Origin of the sequence: Streptomyces sp. P9-A4, assembly GCF_036634195.1 — a bacterium.
Taxonomy (GTDB): Bacteria; Actinomycetota; Actinomycetes; order Streptomycetales; family Streptomycetaceae; genus Streptomyces.
Genome location: NZ_JAZIFY010000001.1, coordinates 4,275,396 through 4,295,541 on the forward strand (window position 1 = coordinate 4,275,396; position 20,146 = coordinate 4,295,541).

Genomic DNA, 20,146 nt, shown 5'->3' on the forward strand with positions numbered 1-20,146 from the left:
CGACCTCACCGACCCCACCCGCCCCGGCCGTATCAGCCGGCCATCGGCCCGCCGCCGGCCGTCAGCCCTCGGCCGCCACCGTCTCCACCCGCTCCGCCCCCCACGGCGCCCCCGGCACCACCAGCGGTGACCCCGTCACCGGGTCCGGGACCACCACCGACGTCAGTCCGAAGACGTCCCTGACGAGTTCCTCCGTCACGACCTCCTCCGGCGGGCCCTCCGCCACCACCCGGCCCGCCTTCATCGCGACCAGGTGGTCGGCGTACCGCGCCGCCTGGTTCAGGTCGTGGAGGACGAGGACGACGGTGCGGCCCCGCAGCCGGTTGAGGCGGCGGACCAGGTCGAGGACCTCGACCTGGTGGGAGATGTCCAGATAGGTGGTGGGCTCGTCGAGGAGGAGCAGGTCCGTCTCCTGTGCGAGGGCCATCGCGATCCACACCCGCTGCCGCTGACCGCCCGACAGCGCGTCCACGGACCGGTCGGCGAGCGCGGCGACGTCCGTGCGTTCCATGGCGTCGGCGACGGCCCGCTCGTCCTCCTCCGACCACTGCTTCCACCAGGCCTGGTGCGGCTGGCGGCCCCGGGAGACCAGATCGGCGACGGTGATCGCCTCGGGCGCGACGGGGGTCTGCGGGAGCAGCCCGACCGCGCGGGCGATCCGCTTGGTGGGCAGCTTCGCCAGCTCCTCGCCGTCGAGCAGGACGGCTCCGCCGGCCGGCTTGAGGAGCCGGCCGAGCGCCCGGAGGGTGGTGGACTTGCCGCAGGCGTTGGGACCGACGATCACGGTCACCTTGCCGTCGGGGATCGCGAGGTCCAGTTCGTGGACGACGGTCCGGTCCTCGTAGGCGAGCGTCAGCTCGCGCGCGGTCAGCCTGCTCACGCCTTGCCTCCAGCGGATCCTGCGGTACGGCTCCGGACGATGAGCCAGATCAGATACGGGGCGCCGACCGCCGCCGTCAGGACTCCCACCGGCAGTTCGACGGGGGAGAAGAGCCGCCTGCCGAGCAGGTCGGCGAGGACCACGATCACCGCGCCGGTCAGCGCGGAGCACAGCAGCGGGATCTGCGCGGTCCTGGTCATCCGGCGGGCGATCTGCGGTGCGAGCAGCGCGACGAAGTCGACCGGCCCCGCGACGCCCGTCGCCACCGACGCCAGCACCACGCCCACGGCGACGAGTCCGAGCCGGACCGGCCCGAGCCGTACGCCGAGTGCGGTCGCCGTGTCGTCGTCGAGGGAGACGGTCCGCTGCGCGCGGGCCGCCCACAGCACGGCGGGCAGCATGAGGAGCAGCGTCCAGCGGATGGGCGCGGACTCGTCCCAGCCGCGCCCGTTGAGCGAGCCCGTCATCCAGATCTGGGCCTGCTGGGCGACGAGGTAGTCGCCCTTGGTCATGAAGAGGGTGGTGAGGGACCGCAGCGCGATGGCGAAGCCGATGCCGATGAGGACGAAGCGGGTCGCGTGCAGCCCGCCGCGCCAGGCGAACGCGTACACGAGCGCGGCGGCGAGGACACCGCCGGCGATCGAGAGGTACGGCAGGACGGTGTACGAGGTGAGGCCGAAGGTCATCGCGGCGACGGTGACGGCCCCGGCGCCCTGGCTGATGCCGATGATGTCGGGGGAGGCGAGCGGGTTGCGGGCGACGGTCTGGATGAGGGCGCCCGCGATGCCGAACGCCGCGCCGACGGCGAGCGCGACGACGAGCCGGGGCTCGCGCAGCTCCTCCACGACGAACGCGGACGGCGACGACTGCCCGAACAGGATGCGGACGACCTCGGAGGGGCCGACGAAGCGCTCGCCGACGCAGAGGTACGCGACGGAGGACACGGCCAGGAGCAGCAGCAGCCCCCCGGCGACGAGCGCGGAGCGCCGGTGGACGAGGAAGGACACGCTCCGGGCGCGGACGATGCCGTACCCGGCGGGCCGCGCGCCGGTGGCCGTCCGCGCGCCCGTGGCCGTACCCGCGTCGGGGGTCGTAGTGGTCGTACTCATGCCGGCACCGCCTTCCGGCGTACGAGGGTCACCAGGAACGGCACCCCGATCAGCGCCGTCATCACCCCGGCGGGCACCTCGCCCGGCGGGAACACGATCCGCCCGGCGACATCCGCCACGAGCAGCATCACCGGCCCGACGATCGCGGCCATCGGCAGCACCCACCGGTGGTCGGAGCCGACGATCGCGCGCGCGATGTGCGGCACGGCGAGGCCGACGAAGGCGACCGGCCCGGCGGCGGCGACGGCCGCGCCGGTGAGGACGGCCGCGCCGATCCCGCCGACGATCCGCACGGTCGCGACCCGCTGTCCGAGCCCCTTGGCGACGTCCTCGCCGAGCGCGAGCGCGTCGAGCCCGCGTGCCACGGAGAGGACGAGGACCGCGCCGAGCAGCAGGAAGGGCCAGATCTGGCCGACGATCTGCGCGTCGCGCCCGTCGAGCGAGCCGATCTGCCAGAACCGGAACTCGTCGAGCGCCGAGGCCCGGGTGGTGAGGATGCCGGTGGTGACGGAGAGCAGCAGCGCGTTGATCGCGGCCCCGCCGAGCGCCAGCTTCACGGGTGTCGCCCCGCCGCGCCCGCTGGAGGCGATGGCGTGCACGGCGACCGCCGCGAGGGCGGCTCCGGCGAAGGCGAACCACACGTACCCGGTGAGGGTGTGCACGCCGAAGAACGAGATCGCGAGGACGACGCCGACGGAGGAGCCCTGGCTGATGCCGAGGATGCCGGGGTCGGCGATCGGGTTGCGGGTGATGCCCTGGAGCGCGGTGCCGGCGAGCGCGAGCGCGGCGCCGACCATCAGCCCGATGAGGGTGCGGGGGACGCGGAGCTGCCGTACGACCTCGGCGTCGGGGCTCGTACCGCCGTGCAGCAGGGCGTCGAACACCGTGGAGGGGGCGATGGCGCGGGCGCCGACGGCGAGGCTGAGGAGTACGGCGAGCAGCAGGGCGACGAGAGCCGCCGAGGTCGCGAGGACCCGTCTGGTACGGAAAGCGGCTGGCATCAGGACCCATCGGGTGGTGCGGGGGCGGGGCGACACGGAGAGCGGGTGGGGCAGGTTTGGTAAGGCTTAGCTCAGTGTAAGCAGCACTCCGGCGCGGCCACCCGGGCCGGAGGTCCCCCGGAGGTCCCTCGTCGGGCCCCCGGAGCGACCCCGGAGAATGGCCCCATGACGACCCCAGCCGCCACTTCACCGGCCACCCCCACCACACCCCCGCTCACCGTCGGCTTCGACCTCGACCTGACGCTGATCGACACCCGCCCCGGCATCAAGGCCGCCTTCGAGGCGTTCTCGGCGCAGTACGGCGTCCCGATCGACGCGGACCTCGTCGTCAGCCGTCTCGGTCCGCCGTTGGAGCAGGAGATGGCGCACTGGGTCCCCGAGGAGCGGGTCACGGACATGGTGGCCCGCTACCGGGCGCTCTACCCGATGTACGCGATCGAGCCCTCGCACCCGATGCCGGGCGCCCGGGACGCCATAGCGGCGGTCCGCGAGGCGGGTGGCCGCACGATCGTCGTCACCGCGAAGAACGGCCCGCACGCCGAGCTGCACCTCGCGCACCTCGGCATCGAGCCGGACGCGGTCGTCGGCAGCCTGTGGGCCGAGGGCAAGGCGGAGGCCCTGCGCGCGCACGGCGCGCAGGTGTACGTGGGGGACCACGTCGGCGATGTCCGGGGCGCCGCGACGGCGGGCGCCTTCTCGGTGGCGGTCGCGACCGGCCCCTGCCCCGCGGAGGAGTTGAAGGAGGCCGGCGCGGACGTGGTCCTGACGGACCTGACGGACTTCCGTCCCTGGTGGGAGAGCTACCTGGCCTGAACCGGTGCGGTCGCGCCGGTACGCGCCTGGCGCCGCTGGGCCGCGATCGAGCGCAGCACACCGGCCGCGGCGACGGCGAAGCCGACCCCCATGAGCATGGAGACGGTGTACGCGACGGTGGGGAACGGGTCCGTGCCGAGGAACAGCGGAGCCACGGTGACCAGCGTCGCCACCGCGCCGATCGCGAAGAGGACGACACCGGCCTTGACGAGGCCGTCACCCGGAGCGCTGTCGTTCACCGGTGCGGCAGGGGTTTCACTACGCATTCAGCCAGGGTAGTTCCCAGGCCACAGGAACACATCGGCGACGTCTTGTCGCCGGCCTCCGGACCATTAGCCTGGTGCCGGCGGGCCGGTCGGCCCGCTGTTTGCCATCCCCATCGACGAGGACGCAAGTGCCTACCGGCAAGGTGAAGCCGGTCACCTAGGCACACAGATACCGCTACGCTCCTGCCATGACACCCGGCCTGCGCTACCTAGCCTGCCTCCGCCTGTCCGCCGAGTCCGACGGGTCCACGTCCATCGAGTGGCAGCGTGGCGTCATCCGGCACCACGTCAGCTCTCCCCACCTGTCTGGCGTCTTGGCGGGAGAGGCAGAGGACACCGATGTCTCAGGCTCCATGAGCCCCTTCAAGCGGCCCAAGCTGGGACGCTGGCTCACCTCCCGAGCCGATGAGTTCGACGTGATCGTTGCGGCGAAGATGGACCGGCTCACCCGACGCTCCATGCACTTCAACGAACTGTTGGAGTGGGCGCAGCAGAACGGGAAGTACATCGTCTGCGTGGAAGAGGGGTTCGACCTCTCTACCCCTCAGGGGAAGATGATGGCCCGGATGACGGCCGTCTTCGCTGAGGCTGAGTGGGACACGATCCAGGCACGCATCCTGAACGGCGTACAGAGCCGTCTGGAGAACCGTTCATGGCTGACAGGTGCTCCGCCCACCGGCTACAGCATCAAGGCCGTAGAGGGTGGCAAGCGGAAGGTTCTGGAGATTGACCGGGACTTCCACCCCTACGTTGAAGAGGTCTTCCGGCGCGTCCGTGAAGGTCAGTCCACTCACCGGATCGCACGTGACTTCAATTCCCGTGGCGTACTCACCTGGGGCGATCACCTCAGGAAGGTGAAGGGGGAGGAAACCAAGGGGACGCAATGGCAGTCAACCATCATCAACAAATTCATCCGGTCTTCCTGGCTTCCGGGAATCTACACCTACAAGGGTGAAGCCATCCTGGGCGACGACGGAGAAATCGTCATCCTCCCGGAAGAGCCGCTGGCGACAATGGATGAGTGGACAGATTTGGTGGACCGGATTAAATCCACTCCAAAAGCGGAAGGAGCGGAAAGCCGAAATGGTGCCAAAAGCCTGCTTTCCGGTGTCGCGCGGTGCGGGGAATGCAATTCTTCGGTGACTTCTCTCATGGGCTCTGGGCATACGAGGAGAGACGGAACCAAGGTCCCCGGACATAGGTATTACCGCTGCTCAAAGAAGTTCAAGGGCGGTGCCTGCTCCACTGGTCTCTACGTGCGCGCCGATGTGCTCGACACCTGGGTTGACCAGGAGATTCTGGGCAGCGTCGGCACGTGGGACATGTACGAGAGGGCGGGCGTAGGGCCCTCTCAGGCTCGGGAACTCCGGTCCGCTAAGGCGCGCCTGGAAAAGCTGGAAACTGACTTCCTGGCAGGCGAATATGACGGACAGGGGCAAGAGGAGTCCTACCGGCGTATGCACAAGAGCCTGTCGGCAAAGGTGGCACTCCTGGACAGGCAGGAAGCCGAGAGGGTTAACCCTGCCATCAAGTCCACGGGCAAGAAGTACGGGAAAGTCTGGCAGAGCAAAGACCGGGAAGACCGCAGGGAATTCCTGCGCACCTATGGAGTAAAGCTCTGGGCGTGGGGCAAGGGGGCCGAGGAAGGCGGAAGCGGAATGGTCATGGACCTAGGGGATATCCAGACGATGGCCAATGAGCTTTCCCTTTCCCGTCCTGGAAATAAGGAGGGAATGACGCGAATGGTCATCAGTCATAACGTCACCGAAGAATGCCGCCGGAAAGCGCTGGCATTCGCCAAAGAATAGAAAGAGTCGAGATGAAGCCTCGCGGAATTGCGGGGCCCGCACCACCGAAGCGCCACGTGAGACATCCTCTAAGCCAGGATGCCGTCATCGTATTCCAGCCGCTGCAGCGAAACCAGCAGATCCTGAAGGATGAGGATCGCTGGAAAACCAACACCAACGGCCACCATTCCGAGAAAATAAATGACGAGTCGACCGCACCCCTCGACGAACCTTTTGCGGAGCTTCGGATCGTCGATATAAAAATTGTCCCCATCACCCTGCAGCTGCCCCAAGGCGATTTGCATCAGAACCTTTTCACCTGAGGCGCAGGAATCGGATTCGATCTGAGACAGAAGGAGAGAAGTCGCCGACACCTTGCATTTTCGCGCACAAATCTCCACACTGCACATAACGAAAAGCATAGCCGTCAACTGAGCCTCAAAGGGTGTGGCGTCACATCGGTCCCGCAGGATATCTACATACTGCCAAAATAGCCCCTCATCATTGAGCCACCAAGTGGTTACAGCCCGCGCAAACACCGAAGCGCACAAGGGGTCAACAAGGCCGTCCGGCTGGAAGTTGTCACAGAGAGACGAGACCGACGCGACGGCAGCACGGGTTACGGCCGGATGTAAGTCTTCGTGGTATCGAAGTGACATGGGATCCCACGCATCGCCGTTCATCAGAATGGAGAAATCTGGGCCACCAAGGAGGTCAAAACGCTCGTCACCTGGAAGCCTGCGAACGATTTGCCATAGCTCTTGAGGATCCCAGTCGGAGAGGATCTCAACGCCGAGCCCATCCGACTCGCCCCTGAGGATTTCGAGCTCTCGCGTCAATTCCGCAGAGAGCCCGAAGAGGTCATTATGAACCATGCGCCATCGACGCATTTCGGGCCACTTCTTCAACGCGCCATAAAAATCACTCCGAACCTTGGCGCGAATCGCTGATTTACTTTTCCTGGAGAAAGGGGCATAGGCGGCATAAAGAGTCTTCGTCCTGGAATCCCAGCCATCACATTTGAAATCTCCGGCGCTGCCACCCGGTCGAGCCACATGGAATACATCACCGAATGCGGCGCGCATCACTCGAGTGAAGATGGCTTCGAATTCATCTGCAGGCGACTGCAAAACCCATAGCTTGAATTTTTGCTCTTGCCAGAGCAGGTGTGTCCAGTTTGAAAATTCTGTCACTTTTATACGCCAATCGTGGGAGTCAGCCACACCCGCATGCCCCCGTCTGAACGGGGCTCCCGTGCCCAGGTGGAGTCGATCACCGAACAAACGGCAAATACGACAGCGAAGCTCTTCCCAGGGCGCCAGGCTGTGCGGGCACAAGTACGCCACCAACGCTGTGGTCACCGAGGTCGCACGGCGCCAACCAAGCTCTGCGGCAACCAGATCTGCGTCATTCTCTCTCTGACCCATCAGGCCGCGCCCGGAGCACACACCCTGGCAGGCTTCCGTTTGCACTGCCAGTCTCGTGCAGACGCCCCGCATCACCTGCCTCCTGGTGGGAATGGGCTGGATGTGAAGGTGATCGAGAGCCCGGTCGAGGCTTGGAGGATGTCTCATGTGGCGCTTCGGTGGTGCGGCATGATGCTGCATTGTGAGGGTTGATCTGTCACGTCGGTTGGTGCCAGACGAACTGTGGGAGCTGGCAGCTCCGTTGTTGCCGAGGTTCACGCCGGAGGAAGCCGGTGAAGGTCCGCGCGGACAAGGGCGTACTACTCCGCGGAGCACCTTCGCTGGCTCCGCGGCCGGAACCTCATCGCACGGATCGCCCGTCCCGGTATCGAGGCCGGCGGACGGCTCGGCCAACACCGCTGGAGGATCGAACGGTCGATCTCCTGGCTCTTCGGCCACCGCTGCCTCACCGTCCGGTACGAACGAAAAGGCAGCCACTCCCTCGCCTTCCTCGGCCTCGCCGCAGCCCTGACCTGCTACAAGAGACTCGCGAAACTCACCACGTGAGACCCCCTCTAAGGACCCCCACCATTAACAATGCAATTCCAATTCGGGCCGGTCTGGTCTCTCGCGTGCCTTGAGTCCCCGGGGGGTAGGGCAGTAGCCCGAACCCTGATGCCTGGGGGAGGGGTCGGCGTACGGTGTCGGCGTGACGACCGAAGACCTGGGCAAGACCCTGCGCCGTCTGCGCCGTCTGGCTGGACTGACACAGGAAGAGCTGTCAGGGCGCTCCAACGTCTCCGTGGACGTGATCCGGCAGCTTGAGCAGCAGCGCAAGCACTCCGCGCGTCTCCTCACGCTGCACGCCTTGGCGAACGGGCTCGGGGTAGAGCTGACGACGCTCCTGGGGGACCCCCCTGTGGTCTCGTCCAAGGGAGAGACGGACGGCCCCAAGTTCGTAGCGATGCGCCGGGCGGTCATGCCCGCGCTCTGGGGACCTGAGCCGCAACCGCCGGCCTCTGACTTCTCTCTGGACTCCCCTGCGTGAGCAGATCGCAGAGGGGTGGACGCGCTATCACGCGGCTGAGTTCGACGCAGTGATGGATGCTCTGCCTGCCCTGATTGGGGACGCTCGCTGTGTCTCGGCCTCTGCCGACCAGGAGGGGCGGGGGGAGGGGTTCGCAGCTCCGGGGAAGGCGCTTCAACTGGCCGGACACGTCGCCGTGCGCATGGGGAAGACGGACCTGGCGCTCATCAGCCTGGAACGCGCGATAGACGCTGCGGGACAGTCGTCCAATCCTCTGCTTCTCCCCATGCTCGTGAACTCCACTGCGTGGACGTACCAGCGGCAGGGACGACTTGAAGACGCTCTGTCCATCGCCCTGCGGGCTGCGGGCGACATGAAGAGCGCGGGGAACGCAGAGACGGCAGACGGACTCAAGGTCTGGGGCGGACTGACGATGAGCGCCGCTACGTCAGCAGCCAGGAGCGGTGACTATGACCGCGCTGCGGACCTCATGGAACGTGCGGAGAAGGAAGCCGCACGGGTCGCCAAGCTTCCTGAGGGCGGCGACAGCCGCATGGTGAGCGTCTTCAGTCCGTCGTCCGTCCGCATCGAGCGCGTACGTCTCGCCGTCCAGTACGGCCACCCTCACGACGCGTTGGCACTGGCAAAGGGAATGCGGCTGCGGAAGGACACTCCGCCGTCCTGGCGGACATGGCTGCTCCTGGACGTAGCCCGTGCCCACACGGACACCGGAGACGCTGCCGGGGCGGTCAAGACACTTGAGTCCCTGCGGAAGGTGGCGCCCACGTGGATGCAGCACCACACACTGGCTGTCGCGATCGTCCGTGACCTGTGGTCGCTACCCAACCATCCCCCGGGGCTGCGGTCGTTGGCTGAGTTCCTGGGAGTCGTCCGCTAAGCGATCAGAACTAGGACGCTGCGTCCCTGTAAGCGATCACGCCAAGTCGATTGCATGAGAGGTCAGCGCTCCGGCGAACAGCGCGCACGGCCCCGGAGCTTGGCCGACTGCAAGGAGTCGACACGTGAACGCTACCGCGCACGGCGCAGCGGAACAGGTCCCGGAGCAGACGATCCCGCTCGATGCCCAGACGATGCGAGAGACGGCCCTGCGTGCACTAGGGCCTGTCGTCAAATTCCCGTCGTCGCCCGAAGGGCGGCCCCGCGGCGTCTGGTGCGTGCTCTCGGCGTGCCGGGCGGAAGCCCTCGTACTGGACGTACTCGGGCTTTCGCCCGGTGCGGCGAGAGCGCGTGCCAGGCGTCGTGGGGCAGGCGGGAGTTTGACGACAGGCCCTAGGGGAAGGGCCTGAGAGCCTGTCCGGGGAAGAGCTGGACAGCCTCACTCAGGCGCTCCGGGGAATGCTGATGCTGCTCCTCCCTGAGGTCACCTCAGCAGCCGACAGGCACCCCAAGGGAGACATGCCCCGTATCTGCGCCCTGGTGGGCATCGAGGAAGCCTGGCGACGTCTCAGGCCCCGTTCCGTACCGGCTGCTTCCCCGTGCGAGCCTCTGAGACACGCTCAGAGGCTCGCACGGTCCGTCATGGCGCTCACCGACCACTACGTGAACCTGGGTGGTCTCGACTCTGCGAACCTGGGTGGGCAGGCATGAGCCAGACGCTCTTCTGCTGCCGTGGCTGTGAGGGCGTGATCACGGATGAGGAAGGCGCGGTGTTCTTCTGGCACGAGCCGGGGGGCAGCGGCCTAGGAAGAGACGTGTACGCCCACCGTGAGCACATCCACCAGGTAAGGGAAGACGAGACCGCTATCCGTCTCCTGGCGCGCATCCTGGTATGGCACCTCACGTCTCCGGATGCCGAGTGGCGTAAGAACCTCTAGCCCCAGACATACCGATGCTCCCATGCCCGGAGTGAAGGGTGTGGGGGTTCTCGCGTAAGCGGAATCTCTCCCGCGCTCCTGGTGATCGGCACGTTCGCCGAGATGGAACTGATCTTCCAGCGTGAGCGCCGCGCCTCTGCCCGTGACTCTCGTGAGGCCAACGACAAGACCTGGAGTCGTCCTGGGAAGATTGACCGTGCGGCCGTCCTGGAAGACCTGGATGTCGGACTGAGCGTCATGAAGGTAGCGGCCAAGCATGGCATCGGACGGGCAACCGTCTTCCGTATCAAGGCGGAAGCCAAGGAAGCCTGAGCCCCTGTCACGCCCCCTGTGAGCCTCTGTCCTACCTGGGCAGGGGCTTCCTTCATTTGGGTACGGGGTTAACCCTCCCCGTCCCTGGGGACAGCCTCGGTAAGGTGTTCCAGGGCATTTCTACGGGCGCCCAGAAGTGTCCGGGACCGACAGAGGGAGCGTGTGCTTTGCCGACTGGCAAGGTCAAATGGTTCAACAGTGAGAAGGGCTTCGGCTTTCTCTCCCGTGACGACGGCGGCGACGTCTTCGTCCACTCGTCGGTGCTCCCTGCCGGAGTCGACGCACTGAAGCCGGGACAGCGGGTCGAGTTCGGAGTCGTCGCGGGACAGCGCGGCGATCAGGCGCTGTCCGTCACGATCCTCGACCCGACCCCGTCGGTCGCCGCGGCGCAGCGCCGTAAGCCCGACGAACTGGCGTCCATCGTGCAGGACCTGACGACGCTCCTGGAGAACATCACACCGATGCTGGAGCGCGGTCGCTACCCCGACAAGACGCAGGGCGCGAAGATCGCGGGCCTGCTGCGCGCGGTCGCGGACCAGCTGGACGTCTGATTCCTCGGCTGAGCCCTCTGGCGGTCCCGGCTACGGGAACGCGAGCGCGTCCGGGCCGAGGGGCGGTACGAGTCCCTCGGCCGCGGCGCGGGTGAGCAGCCCGCGGACCGCCGCGTAGCCGTGCTCGCCGAGGTCGGCCGTGAACTCGTTCACGTACAGCCCGATGTGCTGGTCGGCCACCTTCGGGTCCATCTCCTGCGCGTGCTCCAGGACGTACGGGCGGGAGGCCCCGGGGTCGTCCCAGGCCATCCGTACCGACGTCCGGGCCGCGTCGGCGAGCCGCCGCAGCGTCTCCTCGCCGAGGGACCGGCGGGCGACGATCGCACCGAGCGGGATCGGCAGCCCGGTCGTGGACTCCCAGTGCTCGCCCATGTCGGCGAGGCAGTGCAGCCCGTAGTTCTCGTACGTGAAGCGGGCCTCGTGGATGACGAGCCCGGCGTCGACCTTGCCGTCGCGCACGGCGGGCATGATCTCGTGGAACGGCATCACGACGACGTTCCCGACCCCGCCCGGCACCTGTTCGGCCGCCCATAGCCGGAACAGCAGGTACGCGGTCGAGCGCTCGCTCGGCACCGCCACCGTCTTCCCGGCCAGATCGGCACCGGTCCCGGCCTCCCGGGTCAGTACGAGCGGCCCGCAGCCCCGGCCGAGGGCGCCGCCGCAGGGCAGCAGCGCGTACTCGTCGAGGATCCAGGGCAGCACCGCGTACGACACCTTGAGGACGTCGTGGCCGTCGGCGCCGCTCTCCGCCCAGCCGTTGGTGATGTCGATGTCGGCGAAGGTCACGTCGAGGCGGGGCGCGTCGGGGACACGGCCGTGGGCCCAGGCGTCGAAGACGAAGGTGTCGTTCGGGCAGGGCGAGTAGGCGATCTTCAACTTGCTCACGACGGCTCCAGCTCCACGAAGACGGTGCTGCTCAACAGCTCGAAAGTGCGCCGGAGCGCGGCCAGGGCCTCGCCGATGCGCCAGGCGGCGCGGTCGCGGGGGCCGACGGCGTTCGACACGGCCCGGATCTCGACGACCGGCAGGCCGTACGCGGCGGCGGCCTCGGCGACGCCGAAGCCCTCCATCGCCTCGGCGGCGGCTCCGGGGTGCCGCTCCGCCAGCTCTGCGGCGCGCGCGGCGGTACCGGTGACGGTGGAGACGGTGAGGACGGGCGCGACGGTGTATGGCGGTCCGCCGGCGTCCAGGGCGGCGGCGATACGGCCGGTCAGCGCGTCCGGTACGGGGTGGGCCGAGCGCCCGAAGCCGAGCTCCTCGACGGTCAGGTACCCGTCGGGGGTCTCCGCGCCGAGGTCGGCGGCGACGAGGGCCGAGGACACGACGACGGACCCGAGGGGGGCGAGGGGCTGGAACCCGCCGGCGATCCCGGCGGAGACGACCAGGTCGTAGGGCCCGGGTGAGGGACGGTCGGTCCGGGGGCCGGTGCCGGTGTCCGTGCCCGTTCGGGCGCCGGGGTCCGTGCCGGTGAGCGAGGCGTACGCCAGCGCGGTCCCGGTCGAGGCGGCGACGGCGGCGGGGCCGACCCCGCCGACGAGCACGTCGATCCGTACGGCCCCGGTGCCGCCCGTGTGGCGGCGCAGGACGAGGCCGCCCGGCAGCGGAAGCGGCTCGGGGCCGCCGAGGCCGGGGGAGAGGCCGAGGCCCGCGGAGACGGAGTCCGCCTCCGCCGCCACGGCCGTCACGATCAGGATCCGGTGGATCCGATGGTCGGGGACCACCGGAGGATCAGGATTCCTTCTTCAGCTGGAAGTGCCAGATGCCGGTCAGCTTCTTGCCGGTGTTCTCGACGATGGTCACCTGGGTCTGGCTGGCGGGCTCGCCGGACTGGCTGGAGAAGAAGGCGCTGGCCGGAATGGTCCGGTACGTCTTCTTGTACGGCTCGGGCTCGGCCTGCTGGCCGCCGAGGAAGATGGTCCAGCCGTGGTCCGCGATCTCGGGGTCGACCCCGAAGCGGATCTTGTCGTCCATCGCCACGGTGATGGACTTCTCGGCCTTCTTGTTGAGGCACTGCTGGATCTGCGACTCCTTGATGGCGTCGCCGTCGTTGTAGCAGGCGGCCTCGGAGTGGACCGAGTCGGTCCCGACCGTCAGGGTCGCGATCGGAGTCGGCTTGTCGCAGGCGGAGAGTACGAGGAGCCCGGCGGAGACGGCCCCGAGGGCGACGGCGGCCCGGCGGCGCGAGCCGGTGAAGAACGCAACGGTCATGAGCCGAAGGCTATCGGGCCGCCGCGCCCGCGCCACGCGGGGGTACGGCGTGCCGCCTTCCGGCACCGGATGGCGGCACCCGGGCCGCCGACGGCGAGGCCACCCGGGGGCTGACCCGGACACCACGCGGACCTCCATCCGGGGCCACCCGGACTTCCGTCCGGGCCCCTCGGGTGGCCCGCCCCGGAGGCCACCCGGACTTCCGTCCGGGCCCCTCGGGTGGCCCGCCCCGGAGGTCACCCGGACTTCCATCCGGGCCACCCAGGCCGCCGCCCCTGGCCCGCCCGCTAGCCCACCCGCGTCTTGGCCCGCCCCTTCGGGCCCGGTCTGCGGCGGGCCTCCGCCAGCAGGCCGCGCACCGCGAGCAGCGCGCCCAGAGCCAGGATCGCCGCCGCCACGGCCATGCCCAGGGTGCCGTTCAGCGGCAGCGCGATGCCGATCCCGCCGCCCACCACCCACGCCATCTGCAACGCCGTCTCGGACCGCGCGAACGCCGACGTCCGTACGGCCTCCGGCACGTCCCGCTGGATCAGCGCGTCCAGGGACAGCTTCGACAGCGCCTGCGTGAGCCCCGCGACCGCGCCGAGCACGGCCACCATCACGCCGCCGAAGAACACCGCCGTCAGGATCGCCGTACCGCAGACCACGCTGATCATGGTGGCGATGATCACCTCGGGCCCGTGCCCCCGGTCCCGCAGCAGCGAGCCCATCGCCGTACCGCTCGCGTTGCCGACGCCCGCCGCCACGCCCACGATCCCCAGCGAGACGGCGGCGCTCTGCCCGGGGAGCGGGTGCTCGCGCAGCAGGAACGCCAGGAAGAAGATCAGGAAACCCGACAGCATCCGCTGCGCCGCGTTCGCCTCCAGACCGTGCAGCACCGAAGGCCCCACCGTCCGCAGGCTCGGCTTCCGCTCGCCGTGCGTCAGCAGGTGCGCCCGCCGCTCGCCCTTCGCCGAGTCCACCTTCGGCGGCATCCGCAGCGCCCAGAACGTCCCGAGCAGGAACAGCGCGCACGCCCCGTACAGCGGATACCGGGGCCCCAGCAGTTGGAGCCCCGCCCCGACGGGAGCGGCTATGCCCGTCGCGAGCAGCCCGGCGAGGGTCACCCGGGAGTTCGCCTTCACCAGGGAGAAGCCCGGTGGCAGCAGCCGGGGCACGACCGCGCTGCGCACCACCCCGTACGCCTTCGAGGCCACCAGGACCCCCAGCGCCGCCGGGTACAGCTCGAGACCGCCCGTCGCCACCGCGCCCGACATCATGATCGCCAGGACCGCGCGGGTCACCATCGCGCCCGCCATCGCCGCCCGCCGCCCGTGCGGGATGCGGTCCAGGAGCGGACCGATCACCGGGGCGAGCAGGATGAAGGGGGCCATCGTGACGGCGAGGTAGAGCGCGACCCGGCCCCGGGCCTCGTCCGTCGGCACCGAGAAGAACACCGTGGAGGCGAGCGCGACGGTGATCATGACGTCCCCGGCGCCGTTCACGGCGTGCAGCTCGATCAGTTTCCCGAGCCCCGACTCGCCCGCGCCGTGCGCGTGGGTCGCCTTGCGGATCCCCTTCGCCGTCCCCGTGAAGGGCAGGTGCAGGGCATGACCGACCCTCCGGCCCGCTCGGCGGAGCGGTCCGGCATGATCTTCGGATCGTGCGGGGGACCGTGCGGCTGCCACTCCGTCATAGTGCCCCACCGGCGCGCCCGGCGAACCGTGGCGCGGCGGTGAGGGCCCCTTCTCGACCGCCTCAGGCACCCACTTCGACCGCCTCCGACGCCCTTCTCGGCCGCCTCCCGGTGTTCGTGATCCGGGCCACTTGGGGCGGGCATGTGGGCTGAGGCCCGCGAACGGGGTAGCGTGCGTAGCGCGTCACCGGCGGAAGCTCCCGGCCGCGCGCCTCTTCGGCATCCCGCAGAATGGATGGCGATAGGTGTGCCCGAGACACGCGAGACAAGTCGGGTGCGCGGACGTCGATGCGGCCCACAGGTCCGCTCCGCCCGCCGCCCGTGGCTTCGCTCCCGCCCCTCGGCCGGCGCACCCGTGAGACGGCGTAGGAGAGAAGCGAGACCTGTGAGTGCTGCGACGACGCGAAGCGGTACCCCGCGTACCCCGCGAGCCACGCGTATCCCCGACCGCCTGTGCGCCGAGGCCGTAGACCTCGCGCGGGAGGCCGCCGAGGAGGCGGCCGCCCCCGGGATCGTCGGTGCCCACGTCGAGGTGGTCGCCGAGGGTGACCGCGTCGTCACCCACTACTTCGAGTCCAAGGAACCCGGCTACCGGGGCTGGCGCTGGGCGGTGACGGTCACCCGCGCCTCCCGCGCCAAGAACGTCACGCTTGACGAAACCGTCCTGCTGCCCGGCTCCGACGCCCTCCTCGCCCCCGAGTGGGTGCCGTGGAGCGAGCGGCTGCGGCCCGGCGACATGGGCCCCGGCGACCTCCTGCCCACCGAGCAGGACGACCTGCGCCTGGAGCCCGGCTACACCGGCGAGGACGTGCCCCCGCCGAACTCCGTGGTCTCGGAGGAGCTGGCCGAGCACCTGGACACGGAGGACGCCGAGATCGTCACCCGCGTGCCCTCGCGCGGCGCGATCGCGGCGGTCGCCGAGGAGCTCGGCATGCGCCGGGCCCGGGTCCTCTCCCGGTACGGGCTTCACACGGCCACGGACCGCTGGGACGAGGCGTTCGGCGCGAAGACGCCGATGGCGATGGCCGCACCCGCGACCTGCGAGTCCTGTGCCTTCCTGGTGCCGCTCGCCGGCTCCCTCAAGCAGGCCTTCGGCGTCTGCGCGAACGAGTTCTCCCCGGCGGACGGCCGGGTCGTCTCCCTCGCGTACGGCTGCGGGGGCCACTCCGAGGCCGCCGTCATGCCGAAGCCCCCGCGCCCGGCCCCCCCGGTCCTCGACTCGATGGGCGCGGACGCGTTCCCGCTCCGCCCGGCAAAGGACTCCGGCTCGACAACGGAACCGGACGACGCGTCGGAGGACCTGGGCCACTCGTAGCCCGACGCGGGACCGGACCGGCACCGCACGGCGTGGGCCCCACGCGGGCGAGTCCTCGCACCGCACCGCGTGCGCTGCACTGCGCGGGCCCCAGCCCGTACGGGTTGGCCCCGCACCGCATGGGCCCCGCCCGCCCGCCCGTGCGGGCGGGCGCCGCACCGCATGGGCTTCACGCCGCACTGTGTGACCTGGCGCTGCACCAGGCGGGCCCGCCCCCGTGTGAGCTGGTGCCTGCACCTGGAGGGCCCTTCCTGCCCCCGGTGGGCAGGCGCCTGACAAGCCGGGCCCGCGCCGCGCTGCTGGGCCCGCGCTGTGTTGTCGGGCCCGCGCCGCGCTTGTCGGGCCCGCACCGTGCTTGCCGGGCCCGCGCCGCGCTTGCCGGGCCCGCGCCGCGCTTGCCGGGCCCGCGCCGCGCTACCGGGCCCGCGCCGCGCTGCTGGGCCCGCACCGCGCTGCCTGGCCCCCCGCCCGTGCAGGCTGGCGCCGCACCCGTGCGGGCCGCGCCCCACACCGTGTGGGCAATCGTCCCGCAGGGCGGGACGGGTGGGCACACGGGACATCGCCCCCTGCCGGGCCCAGGCTCCCCGCGCCTGAAACGCCCAGCCACGGGCACGCGCACCCACAAGCCGCCCGCGCCCAACACACCCGCACGCCCGAAGGGCCCCGCGCCCAACGCACCCGCACGCCCGAAGGGCCCCGCGCCCAACGCACCCACACGCCCGAAGGGCCCCGCGCCCCGTCAAAGCCACCGCCCCCGGCACGGTACCTTCGGCCCCCGGGCCCAAAGGTCCGCCCCGCCCCCCCCAGAGTGGAGTCAGACGTGAGCGTCAGCGTCCGGACGACGACCGACGGAACCGACCCCTTCGGCACCGCCCGGCTGCGGCGGGGAGTGCTCGACGCCTGGGGCGCCTCCCCCGCCCGGTTCCGCGAGGACGCCAACGCCGAGGAGGACCTCGCTCTCGGCGGCTACCGCGACCGCCTCGTCGTCGAACTCGCCCAGAACGCCGCCGACGCCGCCCACCGCGCCGGCGTCACCGGCCGTCTCCGCCTCACCCTGCACCCCGCCGACCACGAGGGCCCGGCGATCCTCGCCGCCGCCAACACCGGTGCCCCCCTGGACGCGACGGGCGCCGAGTCGCTGTCGTCGCTCCGGGCCTCCGCCAAGCGCGAGCAGACCCAGGGCGCAGTCGGCCGTTTCGGCGTCGGCTTCGCCGCCGTCCTCGCCGTCACCGACGAGCCCGCCGTCCTCGGTCGCCACGGCGGTGTCCGCTGGTCCCTCGCGGAGGCCCGCGAACTCGCCGCCGGGGCCGCCGCGTACAGCCCCGGTCTCGGTGACGAACTGCGCCGCCGCGACGGCCACGTACCGCTGCTGCGGCTGCCGCTGCCCGCCGAGGGCACCGCCCCCGACGGCTACGACACCGTCGTCGTCCTCCCGCTGCGCGACACCGCCGCCCGCGACCTCGCCGAACGGCTCCTCGGCTCCGTCGACGACGCCCTCCTCCTCACCCTCCCCGGGCTCGCGGAGATCGTCGTGGAGACGGCCGAGGGCGTACGGACCCTCCGCCGCTCCGAGGACGACGGCTACGTACGGATCGACGACTCCGCCACCGGCACCCACCGCTGGCGGACCGTCTCCCACGGCGGCCCGCTCGACGCCGGACTCCTCAAGGACCGCCCGGTCGAGGAGCGCCTGCGCCCGCACTGGTCGGTCACCTGGGCCGTACCCGTGGACGGGGAGGGCGCCCCGCGCTCCCCGCGTACGACCCCGGTCGTGCACGCCCCCACACCCACCGACGAGCCCCTCGGCATCCCGGCCCTGCTGATCGCCTCGCTGCCGCTGGACACCGCGCGCCGGCACCCGGCGCCCGGTCCGCTGACCGACTTCCTGGTGCAGCGCGCCGCCGACGCGTACGCCGAACTCCTCGCCGAGTGGCAGCCGGTGACGACCGCGACGCTCGACCTCGTCCCCGGGCCGCTCGGCAAGGGCCCGCTCGACGGGGCGCTCCGCGAGGCGATCCTCGACCGGCTGCCGAGGGTCGCGTTCCTCGCGCCCGCCGCGCCCACCGAGGAACTCCCCGCCCTCCGCCCGATCGAGGCCGAGGTCGCGGAAGGCGCGGGCGCGGAGACCGTGGAGGTCCTGGCGGAGGTCTTCCCGACCCTCCTCCCCGCGGGTCTGGAGCGGCGCCCCGAACTGCGCACCCTGGGGGTCGGCCGCGTCCCCCTGACGGAGGCCGTGGACCGGCTCGCCGGGGTCGACCGGGCCCCGACCTGGTGGTGGCGCCTGTACGACTCCCTCGCCGGCGTCGACCCGGACCGGCTGTCCGGTCTCCCGGTGCCGCTGGCGGACGCGGCGGAGGGTGGCCGCACCCGTACGGCCGTCGGCCCCCGCCAGGTCCTCCTGCCGCAGGACCGGACCCCCGCCGAGCTGACCCGGCTCGGTCTGAAGGTCGCCCACCCGGAGGCCGCGCACCCGCTTCTGGAGAAGCTGGGGGCGCTGCCGGCCACGCCCCGCGCGGTCCTGACGACCCCGCAGGTACGGGCGGCGGTCGCGGCCTCCCTCGACGCGGGCGAGATCTGGGACGAGGACGCGGACGCACTGGACGCGGACGAACTCGTCGACACGGTCCTCGCTCTCGTCCGGGACGCGGAGCTGGACCCCGGCGACGAGCCCTGGCTCGGGGCGCTCGCGCTCCCCGACGAGGACGGCGAACTCTCCCCGGCGGGCGAGCTGGTGATGCCGGGCTCGGCGTTCGCCGCCGTGATGCGGGAGGACGAACTCGCGTACGTGGACGCCGAACTGGCCGCCCGCTGGGGCGAACAGCCCCTGGCGGCCTGCGGGGTGCTCGCCACCTTCGCCCTGGTCAGGGCGACCGATCTGCTGCTCGACCCGGACGAGGTCGAGCCGCGCGAGGGCGACTACCCGGAGCCCGACGACGCCGGTCTCCTCGACGCGGTCGACGTGTGGTGCGAGGACGTCCTCGACCGGCTGCCGGAGTCGCCGGTGCCGCCGGTGGCGACGGAGATCGTGGCCGTACGGGACCTGGACCTGGTCGACGACGACGCATGGCCGCAGGCGCTCGCGCTCCTCGCGCAGCCGCCCCTGCGGGACGCCCTGACCCAGCCCGTACGGGTGCTGCTGCCGGACGGGACGACGGAGACGGTCCGCTCGTACACGGCGTGGTGGCTCCGGGACCACCCGGTCCTGGACGGCCGCCGCCCGGCGGGCCTCCGCGCGGCGGGCGGCGACCCGCTCCTGACCGGTCTGTACGACCCCGCCGACGCGACCGGCTTCGAGGACGAGCAGGTCCTGAGGGCGCTGGGCGTCCGCACGACGGTCCCGGCGCTCCTGGACGAGCCGGGCGGGGCGGCGGAACTCCTCGGCCGCCTGGCGGACCCGTCCCGCGAGGTGACGGCGCCGCAGCTCCACGCCCTGTACACGGCTCTGGCGGACCTGGACCCGGACCAGGTGACGCTGCCGGACGATCTGAGGGCGGTTGTGGACGGCGTCGTCGTGGTGGTCGACGCGGCGGAGGCCCTGGTGGCGGACGCCCCGGACCTCCTGCCGCTCGCGGCCGGCCTGCCGCTCCTCCCGGTGTCGCCGTCGAGGGCGGCGGACCTGGCGGAACTGTTCCAGGTCCGGCGCCTGAGCGAGACGGTCGAGGCGGAGGTCACGACGACGGGCGAGGAGCACGAGGTGCCGGAGCCGGTCCGCACCCTGCTGGGCGCGGCGACCCCGGCGACCTACGTCGAGCACGAGGAACTCAGGGCGGCGGGCACGGAACTCGACTGGCGCCGCACCTCGGACGGCGTGGTCCACGCGTCCACCCTGGAAGGCGTGGCGGCGGGCCTGGCCTGGGCCTCCGGCCAGTGGCCCCGCCGCTTCGAGGTGGCGGCCCTCCTGGAGGACCTGTCGAGGACGACGGAACTGGCGAGGGACCGCTGGTTCGACTGAGGCCGGGGG

The 20,146-nt window shown here is 70.7% G+C and carries 17 protein-coding genes and 1 pseudogene; 9 read left to right on the forward strand and 9 right to left on the reverse strand.

Features of this window, described 5'->3' with window-relative positions; translation table 11 throughout:
• Positions 1–61 precede the first annotated feature (61 nt).
• From V4Y03_RS19280 to V4Y03_RS19290, 3 genes are read right to left on the reverse strand one after another with little or no spacing between them, the layout of a single operon-like run.
• Positions 62–880: an ABC transporter ATP-binding protein gene (locus tag V4Y03_RS19280; RefSeq protein ID WP_332435719.1), complete on the reverse strand. Its 819-nt coding sequence runs from the start codon at positions 878–880 to the stop codon at positions 62–64.
• A complete protein-coding gene (locus V4Y03_RS19285; protein ID WP_332435720.1) occupies positions 877–1,989 on the reverse strand; it encodes a FecCD family ABC transporter permease in 1,113 nt (370 codons plus the stop codon). The genes V4Y03_RS19280 and V4Y03_RS19285 overlap by 4 nt, the downstream gene beginning before the upstream one ends.
• Positions 1,986–2,990, reverse strand: coding sequence for a FecCD family ABC transporter permease (locus V4Y03_RS19290; RefSeq protein WP_332435721.1), 1,005 nt, complete (start codon positions 2,988–2,990; stop codon positions 1,986–1,988). Before V4Y03_RS19290 ends, V4Y03_RS19285 begins: the two co-directional genes overlap by 4 nt.
• Before the next feature lie 165 nt (positions 2,991–3,155).
• Between V4Y03_RS19290 and V4Y03_RS19295 the strand changes: the two genes are divergently transcribed.
• Positions 3,156–3,803 carry an HAD family hydrolase gene (locus tag V4Y03_RS19295; RefSeq protein ID WP_332435722.1) on the forward strand — a complete coding sequence of 216 codons (648 nt, stop codon included), beginning with the start codon at positions 3,156–3,158 and terminating at the stop codon, positions 3,801–3,803.
• Here V4Y03_RS19295 and V4Y03_RS19300 read toward each other — a convergent pair.
• The gene (locus V4Y03_RS19300) at positions 3,791–4,069 is read right to left on the reverse strand and encodes a hypothetical protein (protein WP_317876995.1); all 279 of its coding nucleotides are present in this window, start codon (positions 4,067–4,069) and stop codon (positions 3,791–3,793) included. The genes V4Y03_RS19295 and V4Y03_RS19300 overlap by 13 nt on opposite strands.
• Positions 4,070–4,257: 188 nt before the next feature.
• On the opposite strand from V4Y03_RS19300, the gene V4Y03_RS19305 reads away from it, so the two are divergent.
• Positions 4,258–5,877, forward strand: a complete 1,620-nt coding sequence (locus V4Y03_RS19305) for a recombinase family protein (protein WP_332435723.1) — start codon at positions 4,258–4,260, stop codon at positions 5,875–5,877.
• A 68-nt stretch (positions 5,878–5,945) separates the two neighbouring features.
• Here V4Y03_RS19305 and V4Y03_RS19310 read toward each other — a convergent pair whose 3' ends face one another.
• On the reverse strand, positions 5,946–7,079 hold the full coding sequence (locus V4Y03_RS19310) for a hypothetical protein (protein WP_332435725.1): 1,134 nt from the start codon (positions 7,077–7,079) through the stop codon (positions 5,946–5,948).
• Positions 7,080–7,971: 892 nt separating this feature from the next.
• Between V4Y03_RS19310 and V4Y03_RS19320 the strand changes: the two are divergent.
• The 5 genes and pseudogenes from V4Y03_RS19320 (at position 7,972) to V4Y03_RS19335 (ending at position 10,987) form a co-directional block, all read left to right on the forward strand.
• Positions 7,972–9,187, forward strand: a pseudogene (locus V4Y03_RS19320) (helix-turn-helix domain-containing protein).
• A gap of 428 nt (positions 9,188–9,615) precedes the next feature.
• Positions 9,616–9,897: a DUF6415 family natural product biosynthesis protein gene (locus V4Y03_RS33930; protein ID WP_443079879.1), complete on the forward strand. Its 282-nt coding sequence runs from the start codon at positions 9,616–9,618 to the stop codon at positions 9,895–9,897.
• Positions 9,894–10,124, forward strand: a complete 231-nt coding sequence (locus V4Y03_RS19325; protein WP_332435726.1) for a hypothetical protein — start codon at positions 9,894–9,896, stop codon at positions 10,122–10,124. Before V4Y03_RS33930 ends, V4Y03_RS19325 begins: the two co-directional genes overlap by 4 nt.
• Positions 10,125–10,226: 102 nt before the next feature.
• A complete protein-coding gene (locus V4Y03_RS19330) occupies positions 10,227–10,436 on the forward strand; it encodes a helix-turn-helix domain-containing protein (protein WP_332435727.1) in 210 nt (69 codons plus the stop codon).
• 167 nt (positions 10,437–10,603) lie between these two features.
• Positions 10,604–10,987, forward strand: coding sequence for a cold-shock protein (locus V4Y03_RS19335; protein WP_030322122.1), 384 nt, complete (start codon positions 10,604–10,606; stop codon positions 10,985–10,987).
• Positions 10,988–11,017: 30 nt separating this feature from the next.
• Here V4Y03_RS19335 and V4Y03_RS19340 read toward each other — a convergent pair whose 3' ends face one another.
• From V4Y03_RS19340 to V4Y03_RS19355, 4 genes are all read right to left on the reverse strand, one after another.
• Positions 11,018–11,872: a 1,4-dihydroxy-6-naphthoate synthase gene (locus V4Y03_RS19340; RefSeq protein WP_332435729.1), complete on the reverse strand. Its 855-nt coding sequence runs from the start codon at positions 11,870–11,872 to the stop codon at positions 11,018–11,020.
• Complete coding sequence (locus V4Y03_RS19345; RefSeq protein WP_332435730.1) at positions 11,869–12,708, reverse strand: futalosine hydrolase; 840 nt, start codon at positions 12,706–12,708, stop codon at positions 11,869–11,871. Before V4Y03_RS19345 ends, V4Y03_RS19340 begins: the two co-directional genes overlap by 4 nt.
• A 7-nt stretch (positions 12,709–12,715) precedes the next feature.
• On the reverse strand, positions 12,716–13,195 hold the full coding sequence (locus V4Y03_RS19350; protein ID WP_332435731.1) for a DUF2771 domain-containing protein: 480 nt from the start codon (positions 13,193–13,195) through the stop codon (positions 12,716–12,718).
• A 287-nt stretch (positions 13,196–13,482) separates the two neighbouring features.
• Positions 13,483–14,862, reverse strand: a complete 1,380-nt coding sequence (locus V4Y03_RS19355) for an MFS transporter (protein WP_317876999.1) — start codon at positions 14,860–14,862, stop codon at positions 13,483–13,485.
• 393 nt (positions 14,863–15,255) lie between these two features.
• Between V4Y03_RS19355 and V4Y03_RS19360 the strand changes: the two genes are divergently transcribed.
• Positions 15,256–16,185 carry a DUF3027 domain-containing protein gene (locus tag V4Y03_RS19360; protein WP_332435732.1) on the forward strand — a complete coding sequence of 310 codons (930 nt, stop codon included), beginning with the start codon at positions 15,256–15,258 and terminating at the stop codon, positions 16,183–16,185.
• Between the two features lie 808 nt (positions 16,186–16,993).
• The gene (locus tag V4Y03_RS19365; protein ID WP_332435733.1) at positions 16,994–20,137 is read left to right on the forward strand and encodes a sacsin N-terminal ATP-binding-like domain-containing protein; all 3,144 of its coding nucleotides are present in this window, start codon (positions 16,994–16,996) and stop codon (positions 20,135–20,137) included.
• Positions 20,138–20,146 lie beyond the last annotated feature (9 nt).